The organism is Actinocrinis sp. (genome assembly GCF_035946395.1).
Classification (GTDB): Bacteria; Actinomycetota; Actinomycetes; order Streptomycetales; family Catenulisporaceae; genus Actinocrinis.
Window position 1 is genome coordinate 26,075 of sequence record NZ_DASYZI010000007.1, and the last position, 24,584, is coordinate 50,658.

15 protein-coding genes are annotated in these 24,584 nt (G+C 69.4%); 8 read left to right on the forward strand and 7 right to left on the reverse strand.

Annotated elements, in window-relative coordinates:
• The first annotated feature begins 539 nt into the window (after window positions 1-539).
• The 7 genes from VGS97_RS00695 to VGS97_RS00725 all read left to right on the forward strand — a co-directional run bounded on the left by VGS97_RS00695 (window position 540) and on the right by VGS97_RS00725 (window position 7,958).
• Window positions 540-1,418 (forward strand): glycosyltransferase family A protein, encoded by an 879-nt coding sequence (locus VGS97_RS00695; RefSeq protein WP_326851159.1) that lies wholly within the window; start codon window positions 540-542, stop codon window positions 1,416-1,418.
• A gap of 3 nt (window positions 1,419-1,421) precedes the next feature.
• Window positions 1,422-2,177, forward strand: a complete 756-nt coding sequence (locus tag VGS97_RS00700; protein ID WP_326851160.1) for a polysaccharide deacetylase family protein — start codon at window positions 1,422-1,424, stop codon at window positions 2,175-2,177.
• 535 nt (window positions 2,178-2,712) lie between these two features.
• On the forward strand, window positions 2,713-4,008 hold the full coding sequence (locus VGS97_RS00705) for a radical SAM protein (RefSeq protein ID WP_326851161.1): 1,296 nt from the start codon (window positions 2,713-2,715) through the stop codon (window positions 4,006-4,008).
• Window positions 4,008-4,598, forward strand: coding sequence for a uracil phosphoribosyltransferase (locus tag VGS97_RS00710; RefSeq protein WP_326851162.1), 591 nt, complete (start codon window positions 4,008-4,010; stop codon window positions 4,596-4,598). Before VGS97_RS00705 ends, VGS97_RS00710 begins: the two co-directional genes overlap by 1 nt.
• Window positions 4,595-5,767, forward strand: coding sequence for an MFS transporter (locus VGS97_RS00715; RefSeq protein WP_326851163.1), 1,173 nt, complete (start codon window positions 4,595-4,597; stop codon window positions 5,765-5,767). Before VGS97_RS00710 ends, VGS97_RS00715 begins: the two co-directional genes overlap by 4 nt.
• Complete coding sequence (locus VGS97_RS00720; protein ID WP_326851164.1) at window positions 5,764-7,083, forward strand: amidohydrolase family protein; 1,320 nt, start codon at window positions 5,764-5,766, stop codon at window positions 7,081-7,083. Before VGS97_RS00715 ends, VGS97_RS00720 begins: the two co-directional genes overlap by 4 nt.
• The gene (locus VGS97_RS00725; RefSeq protein ID WP_326851165.1) at window positions 7,080-7,958 is read left to right on the forward strand and encodes an inositol monophosphatase family protein; all 879 of its coding nucleotides are present in this window, start codon (window positions 7,080-7,082) and stop codon (window positions 7,956-7,958) included. Before VGS97_RS00720 ends, VGS97_RS00725 begins: the two co-directional genes overlap by 4 nt.
• A 209-nt stretch (window positions 7,959-8,167) precedes the next feature.
• Here the strand turns inward: VGS97_RS00725 and VGS97_RS00730 are convergent, their stop codons facing one another.
• The 7 genes from VGS97_RS00730 to VGS97_RS00760 form a co-directional block, all read right to left on the reverse strand.
• The gene (locus VGS97_RS00730; protein ID WP_326851166.1) at window positions 8,168-9,850 is read right to left on the reverse strand and encodes an acyl-CoA dehydrogenase family protein; all 1,683 of its coding nucleotides are present in this window, start codon (window positions 9,848-9,850) and stop codon (window positions 8,168-8,170) included.
• Window positions 9,847-10,581 carry a thioesterase II family protein gene (locus VGS97_RS00735; RefSeq protein WP_326851167.1) on the reverse strand — a complete coding sequence of 245 codons (735 nt, stop codon included), beginning with the start codon at window positions 10,579-10,581 and terminating at the stop codon, window positions 9,847-9,849. The genes VGS97_RS00730 and VGS97_RS00735 overlap by 4 nt, the downstream gene beginning before the upstream one ends.
• Window positions 10,578-11,990: an MFS transporter gene (locus VGS97_RS00740; RefSeq protein ID WP_326851168.1), complete on the reverse strand. Its 1,413-nt coding sequence runs from the start codon at window positions 11,988-11,990 to the stop codon at window positions 10,578-10,580. Before VGS97_RS00740 ends, VGS97_RS00735 begins: the two co-directional genes overlap by 4 nt.
• Window positions 11,987-12,196, reverse strand: a complete 210-nt coding sequence (locus VGS97_RS00745) for an MbtH family protein (protein ID WP_326851169.1) — start codon at window positions 12,194-12,196, stop codon at window positions 11,987-11,989. The genes VGS97_RS00740 and VGS97_RS00745 overlap by 4 nt, the downstream gene beginning before the upstream one ends.
• Window positions 12,186-15,179, reverse strand: a complete 2,994-nt coding sequence (locus VGS97_RS00750) for a type I polyketide synthase (RefSeq protein WP_326851170.1) — start codon at window positions 15,177-15,179, stop codon at window positions 12,186-12,188. Before VGS97_RS00750 ends, VGS97_RS00745 begins: the two co-directional genes overlap by 11 nt.
• Window positions 15,176-20,245: a non-ribosomal peptide synthetase gene (locus VGS97_RS00755; protein ID WP_326851171.1), complete on the reverse strand. Its 5,070-nt coding sequence runs from the start codon at window positions 20,243-20,245 to the stop codon at window positions 15,176-15,178. The genes VGS97_RS00750 and VGS97_RS00755 overlap by 4 nt, the downstream gene beginning before the upstream one ends.
• A 652-nt stretch (window positions 20,246-20,897) precedes the next feature.
• Entirely contained in the window at window positions 20,898-22,466 is a 1,569-nt protein-coding gene (locus tag VGS97_RS00760) for a discoidin domain-containing protein (protein WP_326851172.1), read from the reverse strand.
• 354 nt (window positions 22,467-22,820) lie between these two features.
• Here VGS97_RS00760 and VGS97_RS00765 point away from each other — a divergent pair, with 354 nt between their 5' ends.
• On the forward strand, window positions 22,821-24,464 hold the full coding sequence (locus tag VGS97_RS00765) for a beta-1,3-glucanase family protein (RefSeq protein ID WP_326851173.1): 1,644 nt from the start codon (window positions 22,821-22,823) through the stop codon (window positions 24,462-24,464).
• The last annotated feature ends 120 nt before the right edge of the window (window positions 24,465-24,584 follow it).

Sequence of the window (24,584 nt, forward strand, 5' to 3'; positions counted from 1 at the left end):
CGCGCTACGAGGACTGCTGCGGGATACGGTCCGCTCTCGCGGCTTTGCCGCCATGGGCTGAACTGCTGGAATCATGGAAGCGCCGCGGCGGGCGAGCCGCCCCCCTGGTTATGCGATGGGGAACCCATCGATGCCTGTGATCCTGTACTGCTGTCTGGTGATGGCGTACGCGTCAACGGGCTACCAGTTGCCGTTCGTGTTCGTGCCGGGAACGCTGCCCCGCTGAATCAGTACCGGGTCTGAACACTCTCCGTTAGGGAGACGACCTGCTTTCGTGACGGCGTCTACGTGCCCGGGCATCGTCGGCCTTTCTTGCTGCGGGCATCGGTCCGTCGGCCGTGCTGGGCGGCAGTATTTCAGGCGGATGCCTTGAAAACAGCATATTCCGACCGTGGGGCCGTAACCGGATCGTTCGCGCTGTTGAGCCTGCGTTCACCGAGCGTAGTCAGGGCGATGAACACGTCACTACATCGTGTAGAGTCCGCCCGACGTAGGTCGAGCAACGAGAGGAATAACCCCCATTGACCGAGCCATCGCAGGTGGCTGACCGTTACGGTCCTGCGTCGCCCGCGCTCCGCGCGGTCCCGCGGTTCAGCGTCGTGATCCCGGCCGTGAACGAGTCGCTGTACATCGGGCGGTGCCTGGAATCGCTCGCCGCGCAGGACTTCGCCGGCGGTATCGAAGTCATCGTCGTGGACAACAACAGCATCGATGACACCGCCGCGATCGCGCGCTCGATGGGCGCCATCGTCGTGTCGGAGCCTGAGCCCGGTGTCTGTTTCGCACGCCAGCGCGGCACCGAGATCGCGCGTGGCGAGTACGTGGTGTCGACTGACGCGGACACGACCTTCGACCCGGGTTGGCTTTCGCGCATCGACGCCCAGTTGCGGCGCCGACCGCAGGCGGTGGCGGTCGCCGGACCATGCCGGTGGGTGGCGTGCCCATGGTGGGGCACGCCGTACGCCTCGGTGCTGTTCGGATGCGTCAACCTGATGTTCTTGCTGACCGGCCGAGTCATCTACGCCAGCGCCGCGAACATCGCGTTTCGCCGGGATGCGTGGTCGGGCTACGACACCAGGTTGACGCAGGGCGGGGACGAACTCGACCTGCTCAGGCAACTGCGTCAACAGGGCAAGATTGTATTTGATATCCATAACTGGATATATACGTCATCGCGTCGGTTGCGCCGTGGGTTGATATACAGCGTGCTGGTGACCTGCCTGTACTACTACGTACTCGCCTACGTGCTGAACCGGGTGCTGCACCGCCAGGTGCTAGGCACCGCACCGCAGTTCCGCTACGCCGGAGAGGACGTGGAACCCGCCCGGTCACCGTGGCGAAACCGACTGGCCGCGGTCGGCGCCGTCATAGTGCTGGTGGTGTTCGTCCGGTTCGCCAGCGTCGAAGGGTTCGTGTAAGCCATGCCCGCTGAGGGCTTGATCGCCGCCGCGCGTCGGGCCGGGGTCGGCGCGCTCGGGTCGGGTGTGGTCCTGGGCGCTGCCTACTGGCGCTACATGTCGCCATACTCACAGGCGCTCGGCCGCTTCCCATACCGGGCCGATCCACCGGCACCGAAGACGGTGGCGCTGACGTTCGACGACGGCCCGAACGAGCCCTACACCTCGCAGCTCGCACAGTTCCTGGAAGAACGCGCAATCCTGGCGACCTTCTTCCAGGTGGGCCGATGCGTGCTGCGGCATCCTGGCATCACCGCCTCACTGGCGCAGGCGGGGCATGTCATCGGCAACCACAGCTATTCGCACCAGTTCACGCGCTGCTGGACGCGCGTGGCTCTGACGCACGAGATCGCCCGCGCCCAGGAGGTAATCACCGCCGAGTGCGGCCGCGTACCAGCGCTCTACCGGCCACCGTGGCTCGCCCGCACGCCGGAGACGTTCGACCTGCTACGAGAGCAGGCGCTACAGCCGGTGTCCGGGGAGTTCTGCCACCCGCTGGAGCCGGCCCAGCCGTCGGCTGAACGCATCGCCCGCCGAGCGCTGGCGAAGGTCCGGCCGGGCGCTGTGATCATCTTTCATGACGGCTACGACGGCAGAGGGGGGCCGCGGGCCCACACGGTCGAAGCGGTCAAGATCGTGGTGGACAGATTGAGCGAGCGGGGCTATGGCTTCACGACGGTCGATCGACTGCTCGGCCTCACGCCGTATCAGGAGTCGTAACCGTGTAGGGCTCGTTCAGGGGATCTGCATCGTTTGGGCCGAACGCCCGCGCGTTCGGTGCTGGTCGATCATGATCGAGGCATGATTCTCTCGGTTGTCTACCGGGCCACCCGGCGTGTTCTCAGTGCGCTGGTTGTGGCCGTGTGCCAAGACGGGTCCGGGGAAGCGGAACTGCGCGTCCTTCGCTATGAGAACGCCGTGCTACATGTGGCGCGCACCCCGGCTCGCCCGCAAGGTCAGCCCGAACCAGCCGGTGCATGACCTGTACAAGAACATGATCATTTATGTCAATTACACGGTATACAAGCACGCGGCCGCGCCCACGACAACCTCGCGACTGTGACGAAACGACTGAAGCGCGTTGCACTTCAGGCGGCGATCCAGTTTCGCATAACCCTCATGTCCTCCGCCCGGCCAGCGCATCAGAACCCTTGCTAACTCACGGGCGGGTCGCTAGCCTCCGATCAACATGCGCCGTGGATCTTCCCCTCCGGAAGCTGCGACCTGTCGGCGCGGTGGACACGCAGGAGGCTGTGTGAGTACTGCTGAATACTTGGTCGCACTTTTCAGTGACGCCTCGCAGTCCAGGGCACAGATCCTCGACGCGGTGCGGCACACGCGTGACGACGTCCCGGACCGCGGCTCCAGCTTCTTCATCCATCTCAGCGAGCTGTGCCCGGTGGCCTGCCTGCACTGCATGTACTCCTCCGACCTGAACCGGAAGACGGCCAAAGACTCGCTGAGCCCCGCGGAACTCGAAGCGACGATCGACTTCATCAACAGTTCCCGTTCGGAGAAGCTGAACATCACCGGAGGCGGCGAGCCCTTCGTGAAGTTCCCGAGCATCCTCAGGCTGCTCGAACGGGTGGACGTGCCGCGGGTGGAGATCGTCTCCGCCGGCCACTGGGGCAGATCACCGCTGCGTGCGCGGCAACTGCTTGAGCGGATGGACGAGGCGCTCGGGCGCAATCCCCACAAGCCGGACGTCCTGCTCCGGCTGAGCATCGACCGCTACCACATCGAGGCTCCGCGACCGGTCCGCCTTGAGTACTATGGCAACATCGCCCGCGCCTGGCAGCAACTGAAACCCGCCTTCGACCTGGGATTCCGCAGCATCCAGCCCGACCGCGGCTCGGTGGACCGGGCCCTGGCCGCGCAGATCGGCGCCGAACTCCAAGCGGTCGACGACTGGAACAGCCGCATCCTGCTGCCCGACGGCGCCTCGCTGCCGATCACGTTCAACGTCTTCCGGCTCAGCGGCAAGGCGGCCGAACTGCGCGACGACCTGCTGGACGGAACCCTCACGATTCGCGAGTACTACGCACCGTTCGAAACCGGTCCCCAGCGGCTGACGCTCGCGACCACGGTCAACGACGCGATCAGGGGTACCTACGCGGCGAGCCCCGGCGCCGCCGTGACCCTGAACTCGGACGGCACCTTCTGGATCTTCGCCGGCACCGCACCCGACCGGCGGCTGCTGTTCGACGGCCAGACCTTCGACGAGGCGATGGCCCACTTCTTCGCCGACCCGATCACCCATCTGCTGGTCGACGAGGGGATCTGGGAGCTCGCCGGCCTCGTGGCGAGCCTGGATCCGGCGACACACGACGCGGCGGTGGCCAAGAACGATGTGGCGAGCCTGGTGGAGGACCTGCTCGCGCCCGACGACGTACGTCTCGCCGTGACGCTCCTGGCCGCGCAGCGGATGCTACGCGACGGCAAAGCAGACATCGACGAGCGCGCGGCCGTCTCCGCGGACCTGGCCGCCGCGGTCGGCGCGCCGGACCTGCTCACCGCCTGTACGGCGGCGATCGCCGGAAGCAGGGCCTGATGGCGGTGCGCCGGGAGATTCCCGATCACGACGGCCGCTACGAGAGGACCACGCGGCCCGAATCGACCCCCGAACAGATCCGGCGCGGCATCTTCGAACTCGGACACACGCTGGGCAGGCAGTCCCGCGCGGCGCTGCCGGCGAACACGGTGGCCCTGGGCGCGGTGATCCTGCGCGGCGGGCTGCTGCTGTACCCGGGATTCGCGAAGGTCGCCCCCGAGCTTGATTTCTGCCTGCTGGCCATGGAGCGTGACAGCGACGGGCGCGCCGGATGCCGCTATCTGACGCAGCCGCCACGCCGTGAATACGACACCGCGATCCTCATCGACTGCGTCGCGGCGACCGGCGGCACGCTGCTCGCCTCCCGGCGCGTCCTGACCGCCAACTGCTCCATTCCGGCCTTCCAGGCGGCCGTGCTGTGCTCTTCCGAGCCGGCGACCCGCACCCTGCTGAACCAGGGGATGGACGTCGTCGGGTTCCGCCTCGACGAGGCACTCGACGGCGACGTCGTCACTCCCGACCTCGGCGAACTGGACGCCGGCGACCTCTTCAGCGGGATTCCGGCCATGCTACAGAGAACCGCTGAATGACCGACACTCCGCACGGCCCGCCAAGCACGTCGCGTGAACGAGCTGCGGTGCTGTGGGTCTATGCCTCCGGCATAGCGGCGGGGATCTCGGTGGGCCGCTTCATCGCCGTGGAAGCACAGGTGGGAGCGTCGTTTCACATGTCGTCGACGCAGACGGCGCTGCTGCTGTCAGCGGTGACCGCGGTGGCGGCTGCCCTCGCCTTGCCGGTCGCCGTCCGGGTCAAGGGCGCCGACCTGGGCAGGACACTGCGCCGGGGCCTGCTCATCTTGTTGGTCGCCGGGCTGGTCCAGGCGCTGGCGCCGACGTCCGCCGTCATTTTCCCGGCGCGAGTGGTCGAGGGAACCGGCTATCTGCTGGTGACCGTCACCGGGCCGATGCTCCTGTCTGCCGCCTGCACACCGGCCGTCGAGCGCTGGGGCCTGGCGCTGTGGAGCACGTTCATCCCGGTGGGAATCGCAGCCGCAGCCGCGCTGGGTAGCATCGCCGACGTCACGGGGTGGCGGTTGACCGCTGGGCTGACGGTGCTGCCGAGCGCGGTGGCGTTCATCGGGGTCAGAACGAGGCTCACCGGGATAGACGCGCCCGGCGAACGTCCCCGCTCGGTGAGTTGGTCCGCGGGCGCCTTCCGGCTCTCGCTCGCATTCTGCCTGGTCGCCCTGCTCGGTGTCAGCGTGCTGTCGCTCCTGCCACGGCTGGCTGCGGATCGCGGGATCTCCCCGGGCACGAGCGGTCTGACCGCCACCGTGGTCTCCCTCGCGAGTGTTCCCGGCGGTCTGCTGGCCGGGCGGCTCATGAGCATCGGGTGGCGACCGCAACGGCTGGTGTTGGCCGCACTCGCCATCCCGTGTGCCGCCGCGTGTGCATTCATCGCCACTTGGTGGTGGTCCGTGTCCGCAGGGGCGGCACTCTTGCTCGTAGACAACGGCTTAATACTGGCGGTGATGTACGCCAGCGTCCCGCTGGTGGTCCGCTCCCCCCGGGCCTTGGCCTTCGGTTACGGGCTGCTCATCCAGACCGGCAGTCTCGGCACTCTTCTCGGGCCGCCGTCCTTCACCCTGCTCATCTCGCATCTCGGATGGGGCGCGGCCATACTCCTGACCACCGTGCTGACCCTCCTGAGCCTCGCCTCGTTCAACTCCGCCTTCACGAAGCGGCTGGGAACGGCGTGACCCGGCCGACGCCCGAGGGCGAACGCGAGAGCGAGCGGCATGTCCAACCCGAAGCCCCGGCTCCGGCCGCGCCGCTGCTACTAATCGGAGCGACCCTGCCCGATGCGACGACCGCCGACATCCTCATCGAGCAAGGACGCATCGCGGGCGTCTGGCCTGAGGGCACAGACGGCGAGGCGCGAACGGCTGCCGCTGACCGCCTTGACCTGACCGGCTTCCTGCTGCTCCCGGCACCCGCGGAGCCGCACGCACACCTCGACAAGGTACTCACCGCCGAACTGCTGCGCAGCGCAGGCGGTGGGTTGGATGACGCGGTGCGGGCCTGGTACGCCTACCGTGCCACGGCTAGTCACGGCGAGATCTCGGCCCGCGCCGCCACTGCCGCGCAGATGATGCTGGAACAAGGCGTCACTGCCATTCGCACCCATGTCGACGTGGGCACGCAGACCGGCCAGCGCTATCTCACCGCGCTCCTGGACGTGCGGAAGAGCCTTCTCCCACTGCTGGAGATGCAGATCGTCGCCTTCGTCGACGAACCGGTCACCGGGCTGGCCGGTGCGAACAACCGCGCGGCGCTGCGCACGGCGATGGCTGACGGCGCGACAGCCGTCGGCGGCGCGCCGTACCGGGATGCCGATCCGGTCGAGAGCCAGCGCACTCTGCTGAAGATCGCGGCCGACTACGCCGCACCCGCGGATCTGCACACGGATGAGACCCTTGATCCGGCGGCCTTCTTCCTCGCGGAACTCGCCGCATACGTCCGTGAGTCGGAGCACCCTTACAAGGTCACGGCCAGCCACTGCGTGAGCCTCGGCACGCAACCCGACGACGTCGTCCGCCGAGTCTCCGCCGACCTCGCCGCGACCGGGATCGCAGTGGTCTGCTGCCCGGCGACGAATCTGTATCTCCAGGGCCGGACCCGGGAGCACGCGGCGCCGCGCGGACTCACCGCTCTGCGTCGGCTCATGGCGGCCGGCGTTCACGTCGCGGCGGGCGGCGACAACATCCAGGACCCGTTCAATCCGCTGGGCCGCGGCGATCCCTTCGACACCGCCGCGCTCCTCGTGCTCGCCGGGCACCTGGACGTCGACGAGGCATATGCCGCTGTGGCCGACGAGGCGCGCGCTGTGATGGGGCTTCCAGAGGCACGCATCGTTCCCGGCGCCGCGGCCGAACTGCTCGCCATTCGAGCGACCAGCGTGCGAGAGGCGATCGCGCGGCGCCCCGCCGACCGAATCGTCTTCCATGCGGGGCGCATGGTCAGCCGAACCGACACTGTCCGCTACCGAGACGACCTCACCGAGTTGACCAGATGATCATGCAGCAAGGCGCGGACGAAAAAATCGGCTCCCCGCAGGTATGGCGGGCCGGAGAGGTGATCGACGCCGGCAAGGTGGCGGAGGTGGAGCACATCATCCGCTCGGTGGGGCGCCAAGAGGTGCTGACCAGATTCAGGCGGCTGACAAACGGCGACGTGTTCGAGAAGGCTCCCGGCGATCCGGTCACGGTGGCGGACCAGGCCACCGAGTCGGCGCTCGCGCAGCGCCTGACTGCGCTGCTGCCGGGATCGGTCGTGGTCGCCGAGGAGGCGGTGAGCACCGATCGGACGGTGCTCGGCCGTCTCACGGGCCCGCAGCCGGTCTGGATCATCGACCCGATCGACGGGACCGAGAACTTCATCAGCGGTAACCCGCGTTTCAGCATTCTGGTGGCACTGGCCCGGCACGGCCAGGTACTCGCTTCATGGACACATGCGCCAGCCCTCGGTACGACCGCGACCGCTACCGCCGGTGGCGGCGCCTTCGTGGACGGACGGCGCGTTCAGGTCGCGCCCGCACCGCGCGGACTGCGGCACCTGGACGTCGTGGTCCCGCTGCCTAGGTGGTGCACCGCGGCGGACCAGGCGCAGATCGACGGCCTCGCCCAACACCGGGTCTCGCTCTCCTATCTCGACACATCAGGGCTCGAATACGTCGAGCTGGCCTCGGGGCGCCGCTGCGCAATGGTGTTGAACTGGGAAAACTGTTGGGATCACGCGGCCGGCCTGCTCCTGTATCAGGAGGCTGGCGGAGTGTGTATCACCGCGGACGGCTCGAAGTTCCGACTGGAAGGCGGCAACCGGCTACCGTTCGTGGCGGCGCCTGACCTAGCCTGCGCAACCGCAGTGCACGCGACCCTCGCCGCCGGCTGAAGCCAGTACATCAAGGCCGTGATCCAGTTCTCGATATCGCATCGCGCCACAGCGTGGTTAGCCGCCGTTTATCGTGCTGTCGGTCACGGCGTTTCCAGAGGCTGCGGACCCGGGCGCGATAGTGGGCACCGTTAGACGCACAGCGACGCCTATTTATCTCAAAAGGTTACCAAATCAAAGGAGCGAACGGACGTGCCGGCTCCGTAACGTCAGGCCGCCTTGAACCACCAATTGCTCACGTCACGATGTGCCGGCGATTCCCGGCCGTCCTCGGCGTCCGGCCACTTCAGTGCGAGACGTTGACGAGCGTCCCGGCAGAAGATGTCGGCAAGCAGTTGCTCCCGGCCGCCGGCCGTGCTCCCGGCGTCGGCGGCGCGAGCCAGGGTGAGAGTCATCGCGAGCAGTTCTCCCGCGATCCCGCCGACCGCGGCGAAGGCGGGCTGCCGGTCGAACGTGGCCTCGCCCGGGCCGACCTGAGCCAGCTTGCCCACCACCCGGGCCAGGCGTCGCGATTGAGCGGTGATGTGGTCGAGATGCTCGGCGTTAGGGCCGCTCAGCCTCACGTCGCGCGGTGCCTCCGCCTCGTCGACATCGGTACGGCTGCTGGCCTCCCTAGAGACACGGGCAATGAGCGCTTCCCCCAGCCAGAAGTCGACCGCAAAGTCCACGCCCCCAGTGATCCGCAGCACGCGTGCGTCGCGGAAGAGCTGCTCAACCGGCGGCCCCGGAACCGCGCGGCGCTGTTTGCTCACCGCGGTCTCCACGCCTTCAGCACCAAGCAGCGAGACCGTTCGGTCCACGATGCGCCAGCAGGCGATGGTGGTGATGTTCTTGGCCGCGGCCCGCTCCCGATGCCGCGCGGTCAGTGCCGAATCGCCGAGCAGCCCCCAGCGCACGACCGTCTCCAGCGCATACAGATCGGCCAGACTGCGCGCGGTCAGTTCGCGGATCACCGGAAACTGTGCCAACGGCCGACTGTCGATGGCTCGCCGCCGGGCGAAGCCGCGCTGAATCTCGACGCAGCGCCTGGCTATCGCGAGCGCGGCGCCCGAGACCAGGTAGGTACGGCCACGCGAACTGACCGCTTCGAGCAGACCGTTTCCCGCGTCCCGCCAGTGCACGCCCGGGCCGACGATGACCCGCTCGGCCGGCACGTCGACGCCGTCGAGACGCAGCGCGCCGAGCGGAAGCCCCTTGAGCCCTGCCACCTCCTGCGAACTGAGCACATGGAAGCCTTCGCTGCGAGTGTCGACGAGGAAGAGGCACGCGTCCGGATCGCCCTGCGGCCGCGGGACGGCAGCGGAGACGATCAACTCGTCCGCGACCGTGCCGTTGGCGATGAACACCTTCTCTCCGGTCAGCCGGAACCCGCCGTCACCCCCTGGCGTGGCCACCATGGCGGGGAAAGTGTTGCCCGCGCCGGATGGCTCGGTGTCGGCCCAACCGGACACCGCACCCTGCGCGAGCCGCTTCACGATCAGCTCGCGCAACGGACCGGATGGCACGACCGCCAGCAGCGCGGGCAGGCCGATCCCGTTGTGCGCCGCAAGCGAGAAGCCCAGGGCGGTGGACCGCTCCATAGCGGCGACGACCACCCGGAACGCGGCGTGGTCGGGCAGGCCAAGGCCGCCGTCCGCCGGGTCGAGCTGAAGTCGCAGAAGTCCTTCGCGGTGCGCGGCCTCGAAGAACTCCCGCGGCGGCTCGCGTCCGTCTTCCGCGGCCTGCCCTTCGAGGACTGAGTCGAGCACGGCCGAGACCCTCTCGATCACCGCGTCCCCCGCCGCGAGCGCGTCCGGGTCCTCGCGCGGAAAGGCGCCGACCAGGTCCCAGCGCACCCGCCCCGCGGCCAGTTCGGCAATCAGTCCTTCGGGTGCCTGCGCCGGGTCGATCACCGCACGACTCCGTCTCCGAGCTCTGCGATGACCTTCAGCACCCCGTCAGGCTGGCCGGGCAGGTAGTGGTGGCCGCCGGGCACCATCGTCACCCGGCAGCCCGCCGAGGTGTGCGCGGACCATCCGGCGAGTTCATCCTCGCTCCAATGGTCGTCCAGAGCGCCGATCACGGCGATGTCGCAGGTCAACGTCGCTCCCGGCACGTGCCGGTACGTCTCGAACACCTCAAGATCGCCACGGAGCATCCGGTGGAAGCCGGCCAGGAACTCGGGGTCCTCCGACAGCTCCGGCGGCGGCGCCGGGTAACGCCGGGCGATTTCGGCGCTGAAGCGGCCCTCCGGCAGATCGTGAACGAATTCGTCGACGTGCGGCAGGTGCGGCGGGCGGTGCGCCGAGACGACGAGGGCGAGCGGACCGGGCCGGCTCGCGGCCCGGAGGGCGCGAGCCGTCTCGTAGGCCAGCAGTGCCCCGAGGCTGTGCCCGAACAGGATGAACGGAGCCTGGAACGATACGTCCGCGATCAGGGTCTCGACGAGTTCGGTCGCTCGGGTGAAGGGTTCCTCCGCGTACCGCCTGCCCCGGCCCGGCGGCAGCACGCCCCAGATCTCGGCCTCCGGCAGGCGGCTTTCCCAGCGCAGGAATTCCCCTGGCGACCCGCCCGCGTAGGGGAAGCAGTAGAGCCGGTACGCCGCGCCGGGACGGCGTGTGCGCCGCAGCAGCCAGTCGTTCATCCGGCCCCCCGATCAGTCGCCGGGCTCGGTCGTTCGCCGCTCACCGCCGAAACAGCCGGGCCGTCCGGCTCGACCGTCTCAGCGACCGGTGATTCGTCGGTGTCCGATGCCGACGGTTCCAGCGGTTCCACCGGCTCCGGCAGCCGTCGCAGCCCGCGTATCTGAGAAAGCAACAGCGGGACTGCGGGCAGCACGCTGCCCGCAGCCGCCACCCACAGGGTCGGGCGCAGGCCGATCGTCTGGCCGAGCGCGCCGCCGACCAGGGCGCCGACCGGGATCGGACCCCAGTTCACGAAGCGCACGGTGGCGTTCATCCGCCCGAGCAGCCGTGGCGGGGTGGCCGCCTGGCGCAGGCTGATCTGCGCGATGTCATAGACGACGATGCCCGTCTCGCCGACGAGCACGGCGGCCGCCAGGACCGGCAGGGCCGTGCCGCGGGTGGCCAGCGCCATCATCGAGATCGCCACTGCGGAGACGACGGAACAGACGATCATCACCAGGCCGAACCGCCACCGCTCCAGCACCCTGTCGGCGGCCAGCGAGCCCAGGATGGCGCCGACGTTGCCCACCGCCAGCACGAGCCCGAGTTGGGCCGGAGACAGATGGAGCACGCGCACCGCGTACAGCGTCAGAACCGCACCTGTCATGCCGAACAAGTAGAAGAAGTTCGCGGTGCCGGTCGCCAGGGCCAGCGGACGGATCAGGGCGTGCCGCCAGACGAAGGCCGTGCCTTCCCGGATGTCCTGCCCCAGACCGCGCAGGTCCGCTCGCAGTCCCCCGCCCGCATCAGGGCGAGGCTCCCGCGGCTCCGGACGGCGGATCGAGACGAGCAGCAGAGCCGAACCGACGTAACTGGCAGCGTCGGCCAGGATGGCGATCGGCGCGGTCAGCAACTGCACGAGCACTCCGCCGATGCCGGGCCCGGCCAGCTGGGCGCCGGAGTACGACAGTTGGAGCTTCGTGTTGCCTTCCACCAGCTGGCCGGGCTCGACGAGAGCCGGCAGGTAGGACTGGTGGGCGACGTCGAAGAAGACGCTGAGCATGCCGACCAGGAACGCGACCGGGTAAAGCAGCCCCATGCTCAGGTGACCGAGCCACACGGCGACCGGCACGCCGAGCAGGATCAGCGCCCTGGCCAGGTCGGCCGCGACGAGCACGGGCCGACGCCGCAGCCGGTCGACGATCGCCCCGGCGGGCAGCGTCACCAGCAGGAAGGGCAGGTATTGCAGGCTGCCCAGCAGACCGACCTCGAACGGCGTCGCGTTCAGCTTCAGGATGGCGGTCAGCGGCAGGGCCAGCGCGCTGACCTGGGTGCCGACCAGGCTGACCGTCTGGGCCGACCAGAGCTTGAGGAAGTCGCCGTGCCGCCACAGTCCCGCCGCACGCGGCCGGTCGGACGTCCCACTCACCGGTTCGGCTCCCCGGCAGCGCGGCGAGAGCTGGCCGGGCGCAGGTCGGTCCATACCCCGGCGATGTGGGTCAGGCACTCGGCCTTGGTCCCAGCGACGCCGACCGCGGTCCACCCGCCGGGCACGGCAAGCCCCTCGGGCCAGATCGAGTACTGCTCCTCGTCGTTGCGCACCACGGTGAAGCGGCGCTCGTCGTCATCGAACATCGTCGGTCTCCAGGAGGGTGCCGGGCGCCGACGGGGTTCCGGCGGCGGCGTGCGTCTCGATCAGCGCCGCCAGCGCCTCGACGACGGGTGTCTTGAAGACTTGGCGTACCGTCGCCGCAACGCCGTACTCGGCCCGGATCCACGCCGTCAGCCTGGCCGCGATCAGCGAGTCGCCGCCGAGGTCCAGGAAGCTGTCCCGGGCGCCGACCCGTGTGGTACCGAGGACCCGTTCGAACGCGGCGGCCACGGCCCGCTCGGTCGCGCCGCGGGGCGGCGTGTATTCGTCGTCTTCGTCATCGGCGTCCCGCGGCGCGACCGGCTCGATGGCGACCGGCACGGTGGGATCCGGATCGACGCGGAAGCGCAGTCGTTGGAACGGGTAGGTCGGCAGCGGTACCCGACGGTGGCGCTCGCCCTCGTTCAGTGCTTCCCAGTCCAGGTCGTGGCCGCTCGACCAGATCTGCCCGGCGGTGTCGAGCAGGCGCGCGTGCTCGGGTTCGTCGGCGGCGGCGTGAGGCAGGCTGGTCAGCAGCAGGTCGGTGCGGGCGTACGCGGGGTGGCGGCGGGCCAGGGAGACGAGGGTTCCGCCGGGGCCGACCTCGACGAGGGCGTGCCGCTCCCCTCCGGCGAGCAGTGTGCCGAGCGCCTCGCCGAAGCGCACGGTACCGCGCAGGTGGGCAGCCCAATAAGCGGGGTCGCAGGCCTCGTGCGCGGACAGCCATGTGCCGGTGTGGTCCGAGACGACGGGCAGCGTGGGCGGATTCAGCCGCAGCGCGGCGACCGCGTCGTTGAACGCGGGGACGGCGCTGTCGACGAGAGCTGAGTGCGCCGCGGCGGTGATGTGCAGCCTGCGGACTTCGACGCCGTGCTGTTCGAGGCTTTCGGCGAGCCTGGCCACGGCATCCTGCGGACCGGAGACGACGCACTGGTCGGGGCCGTTGACCGCGGCGACCGAGAGGCCGGGGGCCAGGATGCCGCGCACCTCGGCTTCCGGCAGCGTCACCGCGATCATGGCTCCCGGCGGCAGATCCTGGAGCAGTCTGCCACGGGCCGCGACCAGGGCCACCGCGTCCGGCAGGTCGAAGATCCCTGCGACACATGCCGCCGCGTACGCGCCCAGACTGTGTCCGGCCACGGCGTCGGGCACCACGCCCCAGCGCTCCCATAGCCGCGCGAGCGCATATTCGACGGTGAACACACAGGCTTGGGCCAGCGTCATGGCCTGGAGTCGTTCGGCCGCGAGGGCGTCACCTGGTTCGGCGTACAGCAGGTTGCGAAGGTCCGCGCCCAGCGCCGGGGTGAACAAGCGGGCGCATTCGTCCACGTGTGCGCGCAGCACCGGTTCGTGGGCGTACAACTGCCGGGTCATGCCGACGTACTGGCCGCCCTGGCCCGGGAAGACGAACGCCGTCGGCCGGCGCTCCGGGCGCGCGGTCGTGACACGCCGACCGCAGTCGGCCAGCGCGGAGGCCAGCGAGCCGGTGTCGTCGGTGACGACGAAGCTGCGCACCTCGCGGTGACGGCGCCCGATCTGGAGCGTCCACGCGAGATCGGCCAGCTGCGTGCCCGGTTCCGCCGCGAGTTCGCCGGCCAGGTCGGCGGCGACGGCGTCGAGCGCGGAGCGGCTGCGCGCGGTGAGCGGCACCAGCCGCCAGGTGCGCGTGCGCCGGGGCGGTTCGGGGACGGGTGCCTCTTCGAGGACGACGTGGGCGTTGGTGCCGCCGATCCCCAGCGAGTTGACTCCGGCCCGCAGCGGCGTGGGTCCGGTCCATTCGCACAGGACGTCGTTGACCTCGAACGGCGTCGAGGCGAAGCCGATTTTCGGGTTCGGCCGCTCGAAGTGCAGGCTCGGCGGCAGCGCCCGGTGTTCCAGGGCCAGCACCGCTTTGATGAACCCCGCGACGCCGGCCGCCGCGTCGGTGTGCCCGATGTTGGTCTTGACCGAGCCGATCCGGCAACCCGCGTCCGGGCCGGGCCCGGCGCCGCGCGCGGCGCGGAACGCGGCGTCGAGAGCGGCGATCTCGATCGGGTCGCCCAGAGGCGTGCCGGTCCCGTGCGCCTCGACGTAGCCGATCGTCTCGGAACCGACTCCGGCCAGGCGCAGTGCGGTGGAAACGGCATCGGCCTGCCCGGTCACGCTCGGCGCGGTGTACCCGATCTTGTCGGCGCCGTCGTTGTTGATCGCGGAGCCCAGGATCACGGCGTGGATGGAATCTCCGTCGGCAAGCGCGTCCGGGAGCCGTTTCAGCGCCACGACGCCGGCGCCGTCGCCGCCGACGGTCCCGTCGGCGGCCGCGTCGAAGGCCCGGCAGTACCCGTCGGCGGACAGGATGCCCGATTCCGAGAACGTGCCGAAGTAGGCGGGCACGTGTACCGTCACGCCGCCGGCCAGGGCCAGGTCGCACTCGCCGGCGAGCAGCGCCTGCCCGGCCAGGTGGATCGCGACGAGCGAGGTCGAGCACGCGGTCTGCACGGTGACCGCGGGCCCGCGCAGCCCGAGTTTGTAGGAGGCGCGCGTCGTCAGGAAGTCGATCCCGCTGCCGAGGCGAAGTTCGAAGTCGTCGACGTCGGCGAGCAGCGGACTGTCCCGGCGGGCGCGCAGCAGTTCGGCGTATCCGGTCTGGCTGCCGCCGGCGTAGACGCCGACCTTTCCGGGGTACCGGGCCGGATCGTAGCCCGCGTGTTCCAGCGCCTCCCACACGCATTCGAGGAAGACACGGTGCTGGGGATCGATGATCAGCGCGTCGCGCGGGGCATAGCCGAAGAGCGCCGCGTCGAAGCAGTCCGGATCGTCGAGCAGCCCACAGGCCGGTACATAGGACGCCGCCTCGGCGACCGGCAGGCGGGTGATGGATTCCGCTCCGGCGATCAGGTTGCGCCAGAAGTCCGCGGGCGTGCTCGCGCCGGGAAACCGGACGGCCATGCCGACGACGGCCACCCGGGCATCGATGTCTGCGGGCTCGGGGCTCATGGCCGTGGTCATCGGCGTGCTCGCAGCCGGCTCAACCGGTCGCGGCCCTCCGTCCGGGCGCTCGCCGCGGCCGGGCCAGCTACGGCCTCCGGCGCCGGGCCGGGGCCGTGGTCCAGGCGCCGGGCCAGCGCGCCGATGGTGGGGTACCGGAAAAGCTCGACCAGGGGCAGGTCGGCGCCCAGATCCTCGGTGATGCGCTGGTGGACCCGTCCGAGCAGCAGCGAGTGGCCGCCGAGGTCGAAGAAGTTGTCCTGTGTGCCGACCCGATCGAGCCCCAGCACCTCGCGCCAGATCTCGGTCAGGCGGCGCTCCGTGTCGCTCTTGGCGGCGCCGCCGGGCCCTGGGTTGCTCGGTTGCGCCGCGGGCAGCCGGGCGGCGTCGACCTTGCCGTTGCGCGACAGCGGCAGCTCGTCCAGCCAGACATAGGCCGCGGGCACCATGTACGCGGGCAGCGTGGCCTCCAGGCTCCGGCGCAGTTGCGCTGATTCCAAGTTCGCCGACTCCACATTCGCCGATTCCACAGCGCCCTCATGACCGGCAGGCTGCGCCGCGACGAGATAGGCGACCAGTTGCGTCCCGCCCGCGGGCCCGTGCGCCGTCGTGACATGAGCCTGAGCAACGCCCGGCAGCCGGCACAGCGTGGCGGCGATCTCGCCCGGCTCGATGCGGTAGCCACGCAACTTGATCTGCGCGTCGGTACGCCCGAGGAATTCCAGCGAGCCGTCGGGCGCGCGGCGGACGAGATCGCCGGTGCGATACAGCCGCTCCCCCCGGACGCCGAACGGGTCGGGGATGAAGGACGCGGCGGTCAGGTCGGGGCGGTGCAGATATCCGAGCGCGAGACCGACGCCGCCGAGGTAGAGCTCTCCGGCGATGCCGGAGGGCACCGGGTGCAGCCGGTCGTCCAAGACGTGCGCGGCCACACCGGGGATGGGCAGGCCGATTCCGGGCGGTGAGTCGCCCCCGCCCACGACGGACCAGGTCGCGGTCACCGTGGATTCGGTGGGGCCATACGCATTGACCAGGGTGTACGGGCAGTCGGGCCGACCGCGGGCGGTCAGCCGGTCGCCGCCGGTGAGCAGCAGGCGCAGCGATCCGGGTGCCTCGGGCAGCGCGAGCAGCGATTCGACGAGAGCGGTGGGCAGGTCGGCGACGGTGATGCGGTGCCCGGTGAGCCAGTCGCGCAGCCTCGTCGGCACGAGCCTGGACTCCTCATCGGGCACGTGCAGGCTCGCTCCCGCCGCGAGGGCGGGCCAGATCTCGCCGATGGAGACGTCGAAGGCCGGGGAGGCGAACATGGCACAGCGGTCCCGGGCGGTCAGCTCCAGAGCCTCAAGGTGCCAACCCACGAGGTTGGCCAGTGCCGCTCGGTGGATCACGACGCCCTTGGGCGTGCCCGTCGAGCCCGAGGTGTAGATGACGTATGCGGGATCGAACTCGTGCGGCGGGGGCGACTGGGGTCCCGCAGCCCCCGAGCTTTCGAGCCCTGACATGTCCAGGACCGTCATGCCCGGCGGCAGGGCGGCGCGCCGGGATGCGTCCGTGACGGCGTGGCGTGCGCCGGCGTCCGCACAGCACAGAGCGATCCGTTCCGCGGGCGTGGCCGGATCGAGCGGCACGAAGGCCGCACCGGCCATCAGCACCCCCAGTTCCGCGACGACCAGATCGGCACCACGCGGCAGCAACACGGCCACGGACTGCCCGGACGCCACGCCCTCGGCACGCAGCCGCGAGGCGAGGCGGCCGGCCCGGTCCACGAGGTCTCGGTAGTGCAGCGGTCCGTTCGCGGACTCGACGGCGATCGCCTCGGGAGTTGCCGCGGCCTGGTCCAGCACCGCACGGGTGACGTCACTGAACGGCCGGACCGCAGCGGAGTGCGGGTGCGGTGTGCGCGGTCCCGACTCGTCCGCCAGCGGCAAATCGCCGACGGCCGTGGCCGGCGCCGTCACCGCGCCCTCAAGCAATCGCATGTAGCGTGAGGCCGTCTGGCGCATCGTGTGTTCGTCGAAGAGATCGGCGTTGTATTCCCACAGGAGCATGATCCGGTCGTCGACGTGCTCCGCGTCAGCGGTCTGACTCTCGGCCCGGGGGATGACGACCACGTCGAGGTCGGTCTTGGCCGAGCCGTTGCCGCGCTCGAACACGGTGCCGGTCGCCGCGCCCAGGTCCAGGTCGGGCAGGGGCGAGTCGTTGACGCTGAAGAGGATCTGCGCCATCGGCTGGACGGCGGCGTCGCGCTGCGGGTTGAGGGCGCGTACGAGTTCGACGAACGGGATCTCCTGGTTCTGCGACGCCGCGAAGACGACTTCCTGCGCCCGCCGGGCCAGATCCGCGAACGGCTGTTGCGCCGCCACGGCGCAGCGAAGTTCCACTGCGTTGACGAACATGCCGACGACTTCTTGCGATGCGGGGATCTGCCGGTTGGCGTATGCCGATCCAATGCATATGTCGCGTTCGCCGGTGTACCGGTGCAGCAGCGCGACAAAGGCTGCGTACATCGCGGAGAACAACGTGAGCCGTTGTGTTCGACAGAACGCGCGCACGGCGGCGGGCAGATGGGGCGGCAGCTCTATGCGGAGAGTGTGGCCCCGGTAGGTCTGGACGGTCGGGCGGGGCCGGTCCGGGCGCAGCGCCAAGGGCGCCGGCATGCCGTCGAGCTGTTCGCGCCAGTACGCGAGCTGCCTGGCGAACACGGCCGTGCCGTTCGCGGCTGCGGCCAGCTCGCGCTGCTGCCATATCGCGTAGTCCTGATATTGGACGGCGGGCTCGGCCAGCGGCGAGTCCCCGCCGCGCGCGTAAGCGTTGTACAGGGCTTTGAGTTCTCGCATCAGCAGCGCGAAGGACCAGCCGTCGTGGACCATGTGGTGTTCGACGAGGACGAGTTCGTGCTCTTCCGGCGTGAGACGGATCGAGGTCCATCGCAGCAGTGGCAGCGTGCCGAGGTCGAAGGGCCGCCGCAGCTCGCGCTGGGCCAGTTCCTCCGTGGCCTGTTCGCGCTGCGCTTCCGGCAGGTGTGTCAGGTCGATTCTGGTCGCGCGCACCGGACCCGGGTCGTGGACGAACTGCCAGAGCGCCCCGTCCCGGCGGCCGTATGTGGTGCGCAGGATCGCGTGGCGGCGGCCGAGTTCGGTGATGACCCGGTCGAACAGGTCCGGGTCGAAGGGACCGACGAGGCGGATCGTGGTCTGGGCGTGGTAGGCGATGCTGTCCGGAGCGAGCATCGTGTGCAGCCATACCTGTTCCTGCTGGCGCGAAAGCGGGGCACGCAGCAGTTGCGCGCCGGTGAGAGCGGGTAGGGCGGACTGCGGCGGCGCCTCACGACGTTCGGTGACCAGGCGGGCCAACTGCTCGACCGTCGGCGTCGAGATGACCTCGACCGGCGTGACGTGCGCGTGCTCCTCCGCCTGGATCTGCGCGGCGATCCGGACCGCGGTCAGGGAGTGCCCGCCCAGCGCGAACAGATCGTCGGTCACGCCGACCCTGTCGAGGCCGAGCATGTCGCGCCACAGGTCGGCGAGACGGCGTTCCAGGTCGGTGCGCGCGGCGACGTAGTCGTCGCCTCCGGCCAGCCGGACCTGTCCGATCGGAGGCAGCGCCGTGCGGTCGATCTTGCCGTTGGGAAGGCAGGGCAGGGCGTCGAGGACGGCGAAGGCCGAGGGGATCGAATAGTCGGGCAGGCGGTCGCGCAGGTGCGCCCGGATCGCGGAGCCCGTCGGCACGCGGTGCCGGCCACGAGGCACCACATAGGCGACGAGTCGGGCTTGGCCCTGTTCCCGCTCGGCCTCCACGTGCGCCTGAAGGATGTCGGGGTGCCCGGTCAGGGCGGCGGCGACCTCAAGCGGCTCGACCCGGTGGCCGCGGATCTTCACCTGGCCGTCGTCGCGGCCCAGGAACTGAAGTCCGCCTGCGCCCTCGCGCACCAGGTCTCCGGTGCGATAGAGACGCGCGCCCGGCCGCGCGGGGTCGGGGACGAAGCGCTCCGCGGTGAGGTCGGGGCGGCCGATGTAGCCGCGCGCGAGCAGGTGGCCGCCGAGGTGGAGCTCGCCCACCTCTCCGGTGGGCACCGGACGCATCCGGCTGTCGAGCACGTGGGCCCTGCCGCCCTCGATGACGTGCCCGATCGGCAGCGGGCCGGGCCCGGCGGCCGATCCCGGCCCGAACCGCGCGGTGGCGGCGGTCACCGTGGTCTCGCTCAGGCCGTAGGCGTTGACCAGCGGGATCCGGCTGTGCGCCCACCACCGGGCCAGCGTGTCGGCGTATCCCGCCTCGCTCCCGATGACCACCAGCCGCAGCGAGGGCGGCAGCGCGCGGGGACGAGCGTCGAGGTCGCGGACCCACTGCGTCCAGTAGGGGGTCGGCAGGTTCACCACGGTCACACCGTGCGCGGCGATGTGCTGTTCGAGTTCTGCGGGGGTCGGCAGCGCGTCCGGCGCCACGACGACGCTCGCGCCGACCGCCAGCGTGGGGAACAGTTCCTCGGCGAACACGTCGAACGCCGGGTTCGCGAATTGCAGCACTCTGTCGTTCTCGGTCAACTGGTACCGCGCGCAGATGGCGGCGACGTGATTGGACAGGGCGCGGCGTGGAACGGCGACGGGCTTCGGCTCTCCGGTCGAGCCCGAGGTGAAAACCGTGTAGGCAAGGTCTTCAGGATGCGTACGATCCCTCGGCGGCACAAGGTCTGGAGCGCCACCCGAACTGGAGTTCTGTGCACTGTCGAGCATGCTCCACACGGCGTCGACCTCGACGATCCGCGCTCCCGGCATCACCTCGGCCAGCGGACGCAAGTGCACAGCGGTCGCAATCCACCGCAACCCCACGAGTTCAGCCATCGTCGCGAGGCGGTACGGTGTCGCCGCGACGTCGAGCGGCAGGTAAGCACCACCACTGCGCAACACGCCAAGCGCGGCGGCCGCCAGCGCAGAGCCCCGCGGCAGCAGGAGGCCGACCAAGTCGTCGGCGCGGATCCCCTCCTCCTGTAGCCGGCGGGCGAGCCGGCGCGTGCGCAGATCCAGTCCCGCGCGGTCCAGGGAATCGCGCCCGACGATCGCGGGAGCCCGCGGATCACGTCGTGCCAATGCCTCTATGACACCTGATATATCGGTAACATGAAAGACACCTGATACGCCGGACTCTGTTTTCCGCATGCCGACAGCGTCCCCCTCACTGGCTCGTGATCGCTCGGTGGTAGGACTCTTCGGTGCCCGATGACCACGGCGACAACGATGAGGACAATGACCGACAGCGACTCAATGAACTGATCGTTGGCGCCCGATCCAGAGTGGCCGTCTCGTTGACAGTAGCGACGGCTCATAGGCGAGTCAATGAAGTGATCGCAGGGCTACGCGATAGCTTCCGTGGGGCGTCGGTCCTGATCGCGGGGCGGCGGCGCCACAGGCGAGCGCATCGCCGTAACACCGCAGAAATCTGATTTTCCGGGGCCGCCGAGCCGTGGCCGCGCAGTCGCGGGAAACAGGATTTCGGGGCGTCTCGCCATGCGCCGGCCGAAGCCTTCATTCATCGCAACGGCCCTCGTGCCCCTCGTGTCCCTCGTCGCGGCGGCCGCGCTCACAAGCTTGTCTGCGGGCACTAGAACGTCGCAGAACGTTGCATAGCCAGTCGGCCAGTCGGCGTGGACATGAGCCCAGACGGCCGCCGGCGACCGGTACGAAGACCGGCCGCCGGCGTGGGATGCAGGAGCCTGCGCGCCGTCAGGCTCCTACGCGTGCATCAGGAGCCGAATACCTGGAGCTCCCAGATCGAGTATCCGTATCCGGTTCCCCGGGCCGTCCCGTACATCTCGATGAACCGACCCGTGCCGGTGACGGGGATGCTCTGCGTGCCCCCGGTACCTGTCGTGGTCGAGTAGATCGTCGTCCAGTTGGTTCCGTCCGACGAGATCTCAAGCTGGAAGGCCTTGGCGTACGCGGCTTCCCAGTAGATGACGACCTGCTTGACGGTGTGCGTGGCCCCGAGGTCGACCATCAGCCACTGCGGGTCGGAGGACAGGCTCGACCACCGGCTGTTGAACGAGCCGTCGGTCACGGCCGAGGCCGGGGTGCCGTTGCCCTGGATCGACGAGGCGTAGGCGTCGCCGTTGAGGGCGAGGTTCGTACCCGGGAAGAAGGTCTCGCCCGGAGTCGTGTAGATCTCGTTCGAGTCGGGCGAGACGCCGGTGGCGTTGCTTGAGCCGACGAAGTAGAAGTACGTCTTGCCGTTCGTCAGGCCGGTGTCGGTGAACGTCGTGGTCGTGCCGCTGACGGTCGCGACCGGCGTCGTGGCCTCTCCGTCGGAGATGGTGGAGCTGCGGTAGATGCTGTACGACGTCTGGCCGGTGCCGGCGGTCCAGTTCAGCGTGACGCTTCCGGTGCCGGCGGTCGCGGTGAGGTTGGTCGGCCCGCTCGGCGAGGAGGCCGACGCCGGAGTGACGGTCAGCTCGTCGGCGCGGGAGATCCCGTGACCGTCCTTGGCTCCCAAGGTGATCGAGTTCTTACCCGCGTTCAGGTGCACCTGTAGCGCCGAGTGCTGATACACGTCGAAGCTGCCGGTCACCGGGAACTGCTCGTTGGTGGTGATCGTCGTGCCGTTCACGATGACCTGCATGTTCCGGAAGTTGACGCCCGGGAAGAGGCCCTGCGCGAAGGCGTAGCGCCAGTCCACGGTGTACAGCCCGGCGGTCGGCACGACGACGTCGTTGAACGTCATGGTGCCCTCTGCCGCGTAGGCCATGTCAATGACCTGCCCGCCCGGTGAGAGCGCGCCCGAGGAGCCGAGCGGCGACGGGAACCAGCCGCTCAGGTTCGGGAACCAGTCGAAGCCGCCGAGCAGCGCGTCCTTGCCGTAGAAGGTCAGGGAGCTGCCGTTGGCGACGCCCGGGGTGTTCCCGCCGGTCCCGATCGGCGGCGGAGTCCTGGACGAGTCCTCGGCCGACTTGGCCGACTCGCCGCCGGAGTTGATCGCGGTGATCACGTAGAAGTAGTCCAGCGTGTTGCTCAGGTGCAGGTCGTTGTAGCTGTTGGTGGTCGTCGTCGCGATCGGCGTGGCGCCCTCGCCCCCCGCCGCCGTACCCCGGTAGACGTGGTACGACGTCGCGCCGGGAGTCTGGTCCCAGCTCAGCGAGAGCGAAGAGTCGGCGTTGGCGTTGATGCCGAGGTTGAGGGGCGCGGGCGGCGGTGATCCGGCCGCGAGGGCGGGGGTCTGCGTCAGACCCGTCACGCCGGCTGCGCACACTGCGCCGACCGACGTCAGGATCAGCAGACGGCGAAGCGATGCGGGTATCGAGCGCAAGCGTCTTTTCATCGAATCGAAGCTCCACGACATTGTGTAGCAGGCTTCGGTGCCCCGGCCGACTGGCTGCCTTGACGCAAGGTAGTGATGGCCCACAGTTTTGTCAAGTCTTAAAACAAGACCTGCTCTCGATCGGGCGCAGCTCCAGGCCAGCAGTGCTCTGGCGTTGCCTCGGCGGGTGCCATGGGCTGCGGCGTCCGCGCCGGAACCGGTGCCGCAATCGGTTCCGGAACCGTTTGCGCATTGACACCGCAGCGACATGGGCGCAACATCAGCCACCACAGGGTGCCCTCCCGACTGGTGTACGGCCATTGATTCACTCGTGGCGCGCGCTTGGCGCCGTTCACTCGTGCAATGGAGAGACCTGTGTCCTCAGCTCCCAACGCCTCGGCCACGCTCAACCCGCGTGGTCGACCCCTGACTGTCCTCCTGACGGCCCTCGCCGTCGTCGCCGGGCTGTTGCTGGCCCCGCTCGCCGCGTCGAGCGCGGCGGCGGCCACCTGCAACACGGCCACGGACCTCGCGCTGAACCACCCGGCGAGCGCCTCCTCGATGGAGAACGCGAGCTTCCCGCCGGCCAACGCCTTCGACGGCAACCTGAACACCCGCTGGTCCTCGCAGTTCTCCGACCCCCAGTGGATCCAGGTGGACCTCGGCTCGGTGCAGTCCATCTGCCAGGTCGTCCTGCACTGGGAAACCGCCTACGGCAAGGCGTTCCAGATCCAGACCTCGAACGACGCGGCGACGTGGACCTCGATCTACTCGACCACGGCCGGCACCGGCGGCACCCAGACGCTGAACATCACCGGCAGCGGCCGCTACGTGCGGATGTACGGCACCGCCCGCGCCACCCAATACGGCTACTCGCTGTGGGAGTTTCAGATCTACGGCTCCGGCGCCAGCGGCAACACGGTGACGGTGACCAACCCGGGCAACCAGACGACCTCCGCCGGCACCGCGGTCAGCCTACAGATCCAGGCCACCGACTCGGCGTCCGGACAGACGCTGACCTACAGCGCCACCGGGCTGCCGGCTGGGCTGTCGATCAGCTCCTCCGGGCTGATCACCGGGACCCCGGCGACGGCGGGCACCTCGACCGTGACGGTCACCGCGACGGACACCACCGGCGCCTCCAACAGCGCCACCTTCAGCTGGACCGTGACCAGCGGCAACAACGGCGCACCGCCGCCGCAGTTCTGGGGCAACACGGCCGCGATCCCGGCGGCCACCCACGTGCTGGAGCTCTCGATCGTCAACCAGACCAACGGCCAGTACCCTGACAGCCAGGTCTACTGGAGCTTCGGCGGCCAGACGAAGTCGATCGCGCAGCAGCCGTACATCGACATGCCCGCGAACTCCTCCGGCCGGATGTACTTCTACCTGGGCACGCCGAACGGCCAGTACTACGACTTCATCGAGTTCACCGTCGGCACGACCTTCATCAACGTCGACACCACCCGGGTCGACCGGTTCGGCCTGAAGCTGGCCCTGCTGCTGCACGGCCACGACAACTCGAACCAGCAGGTCGGCGAGAACTACGCCACCTTCCAGGAGACCAGGTCGGCGACGTTCAGCCGGTTCCAGAACTCCGTGCCCACCGAGTTCAAGGAACTGGCCACCGACAACGCGCCCTATGGCATCCCCTCGCCGGGCAACGACAAGGCCTTCCAAACCGGCGGCGCCTACGCCAACTACTTCCAGGCCTACGCGGCCGCGAACGGCGACACGAGCGACAGCACCGCGCAGATCTTCGGCTGCGGTGGCATGCTCGCGGCCAACCCCCAGTTGTGCGCCGGGCTCAACCGGCACGTCGCGCAGCTGCCGTCCGCGCAGCAGTCCGTCCCGGGCAACTTCTACCAAGCCGCGCCGGCGAACTACTACGCGCAGTTCTGGCACCAGAACGCCATCAACGGTCTGGAGTACGGCTTCCCGTACGACGACTACGCGGGTCAGTCCTCGGACATCTCGGTGACCAACCCGCAGTACATGGTCGTCGCGGTGGGCTGGTAACAGGGGCCGTAGATACATGGGAAACACAAGTACGAGTTCGTAAACACATAGCAACCGCACGCACGGCAGGCTCCCGTCATCGCGGCCGGGAGCCTGCCAGCGCGGCGTGCTCCCGGCCGC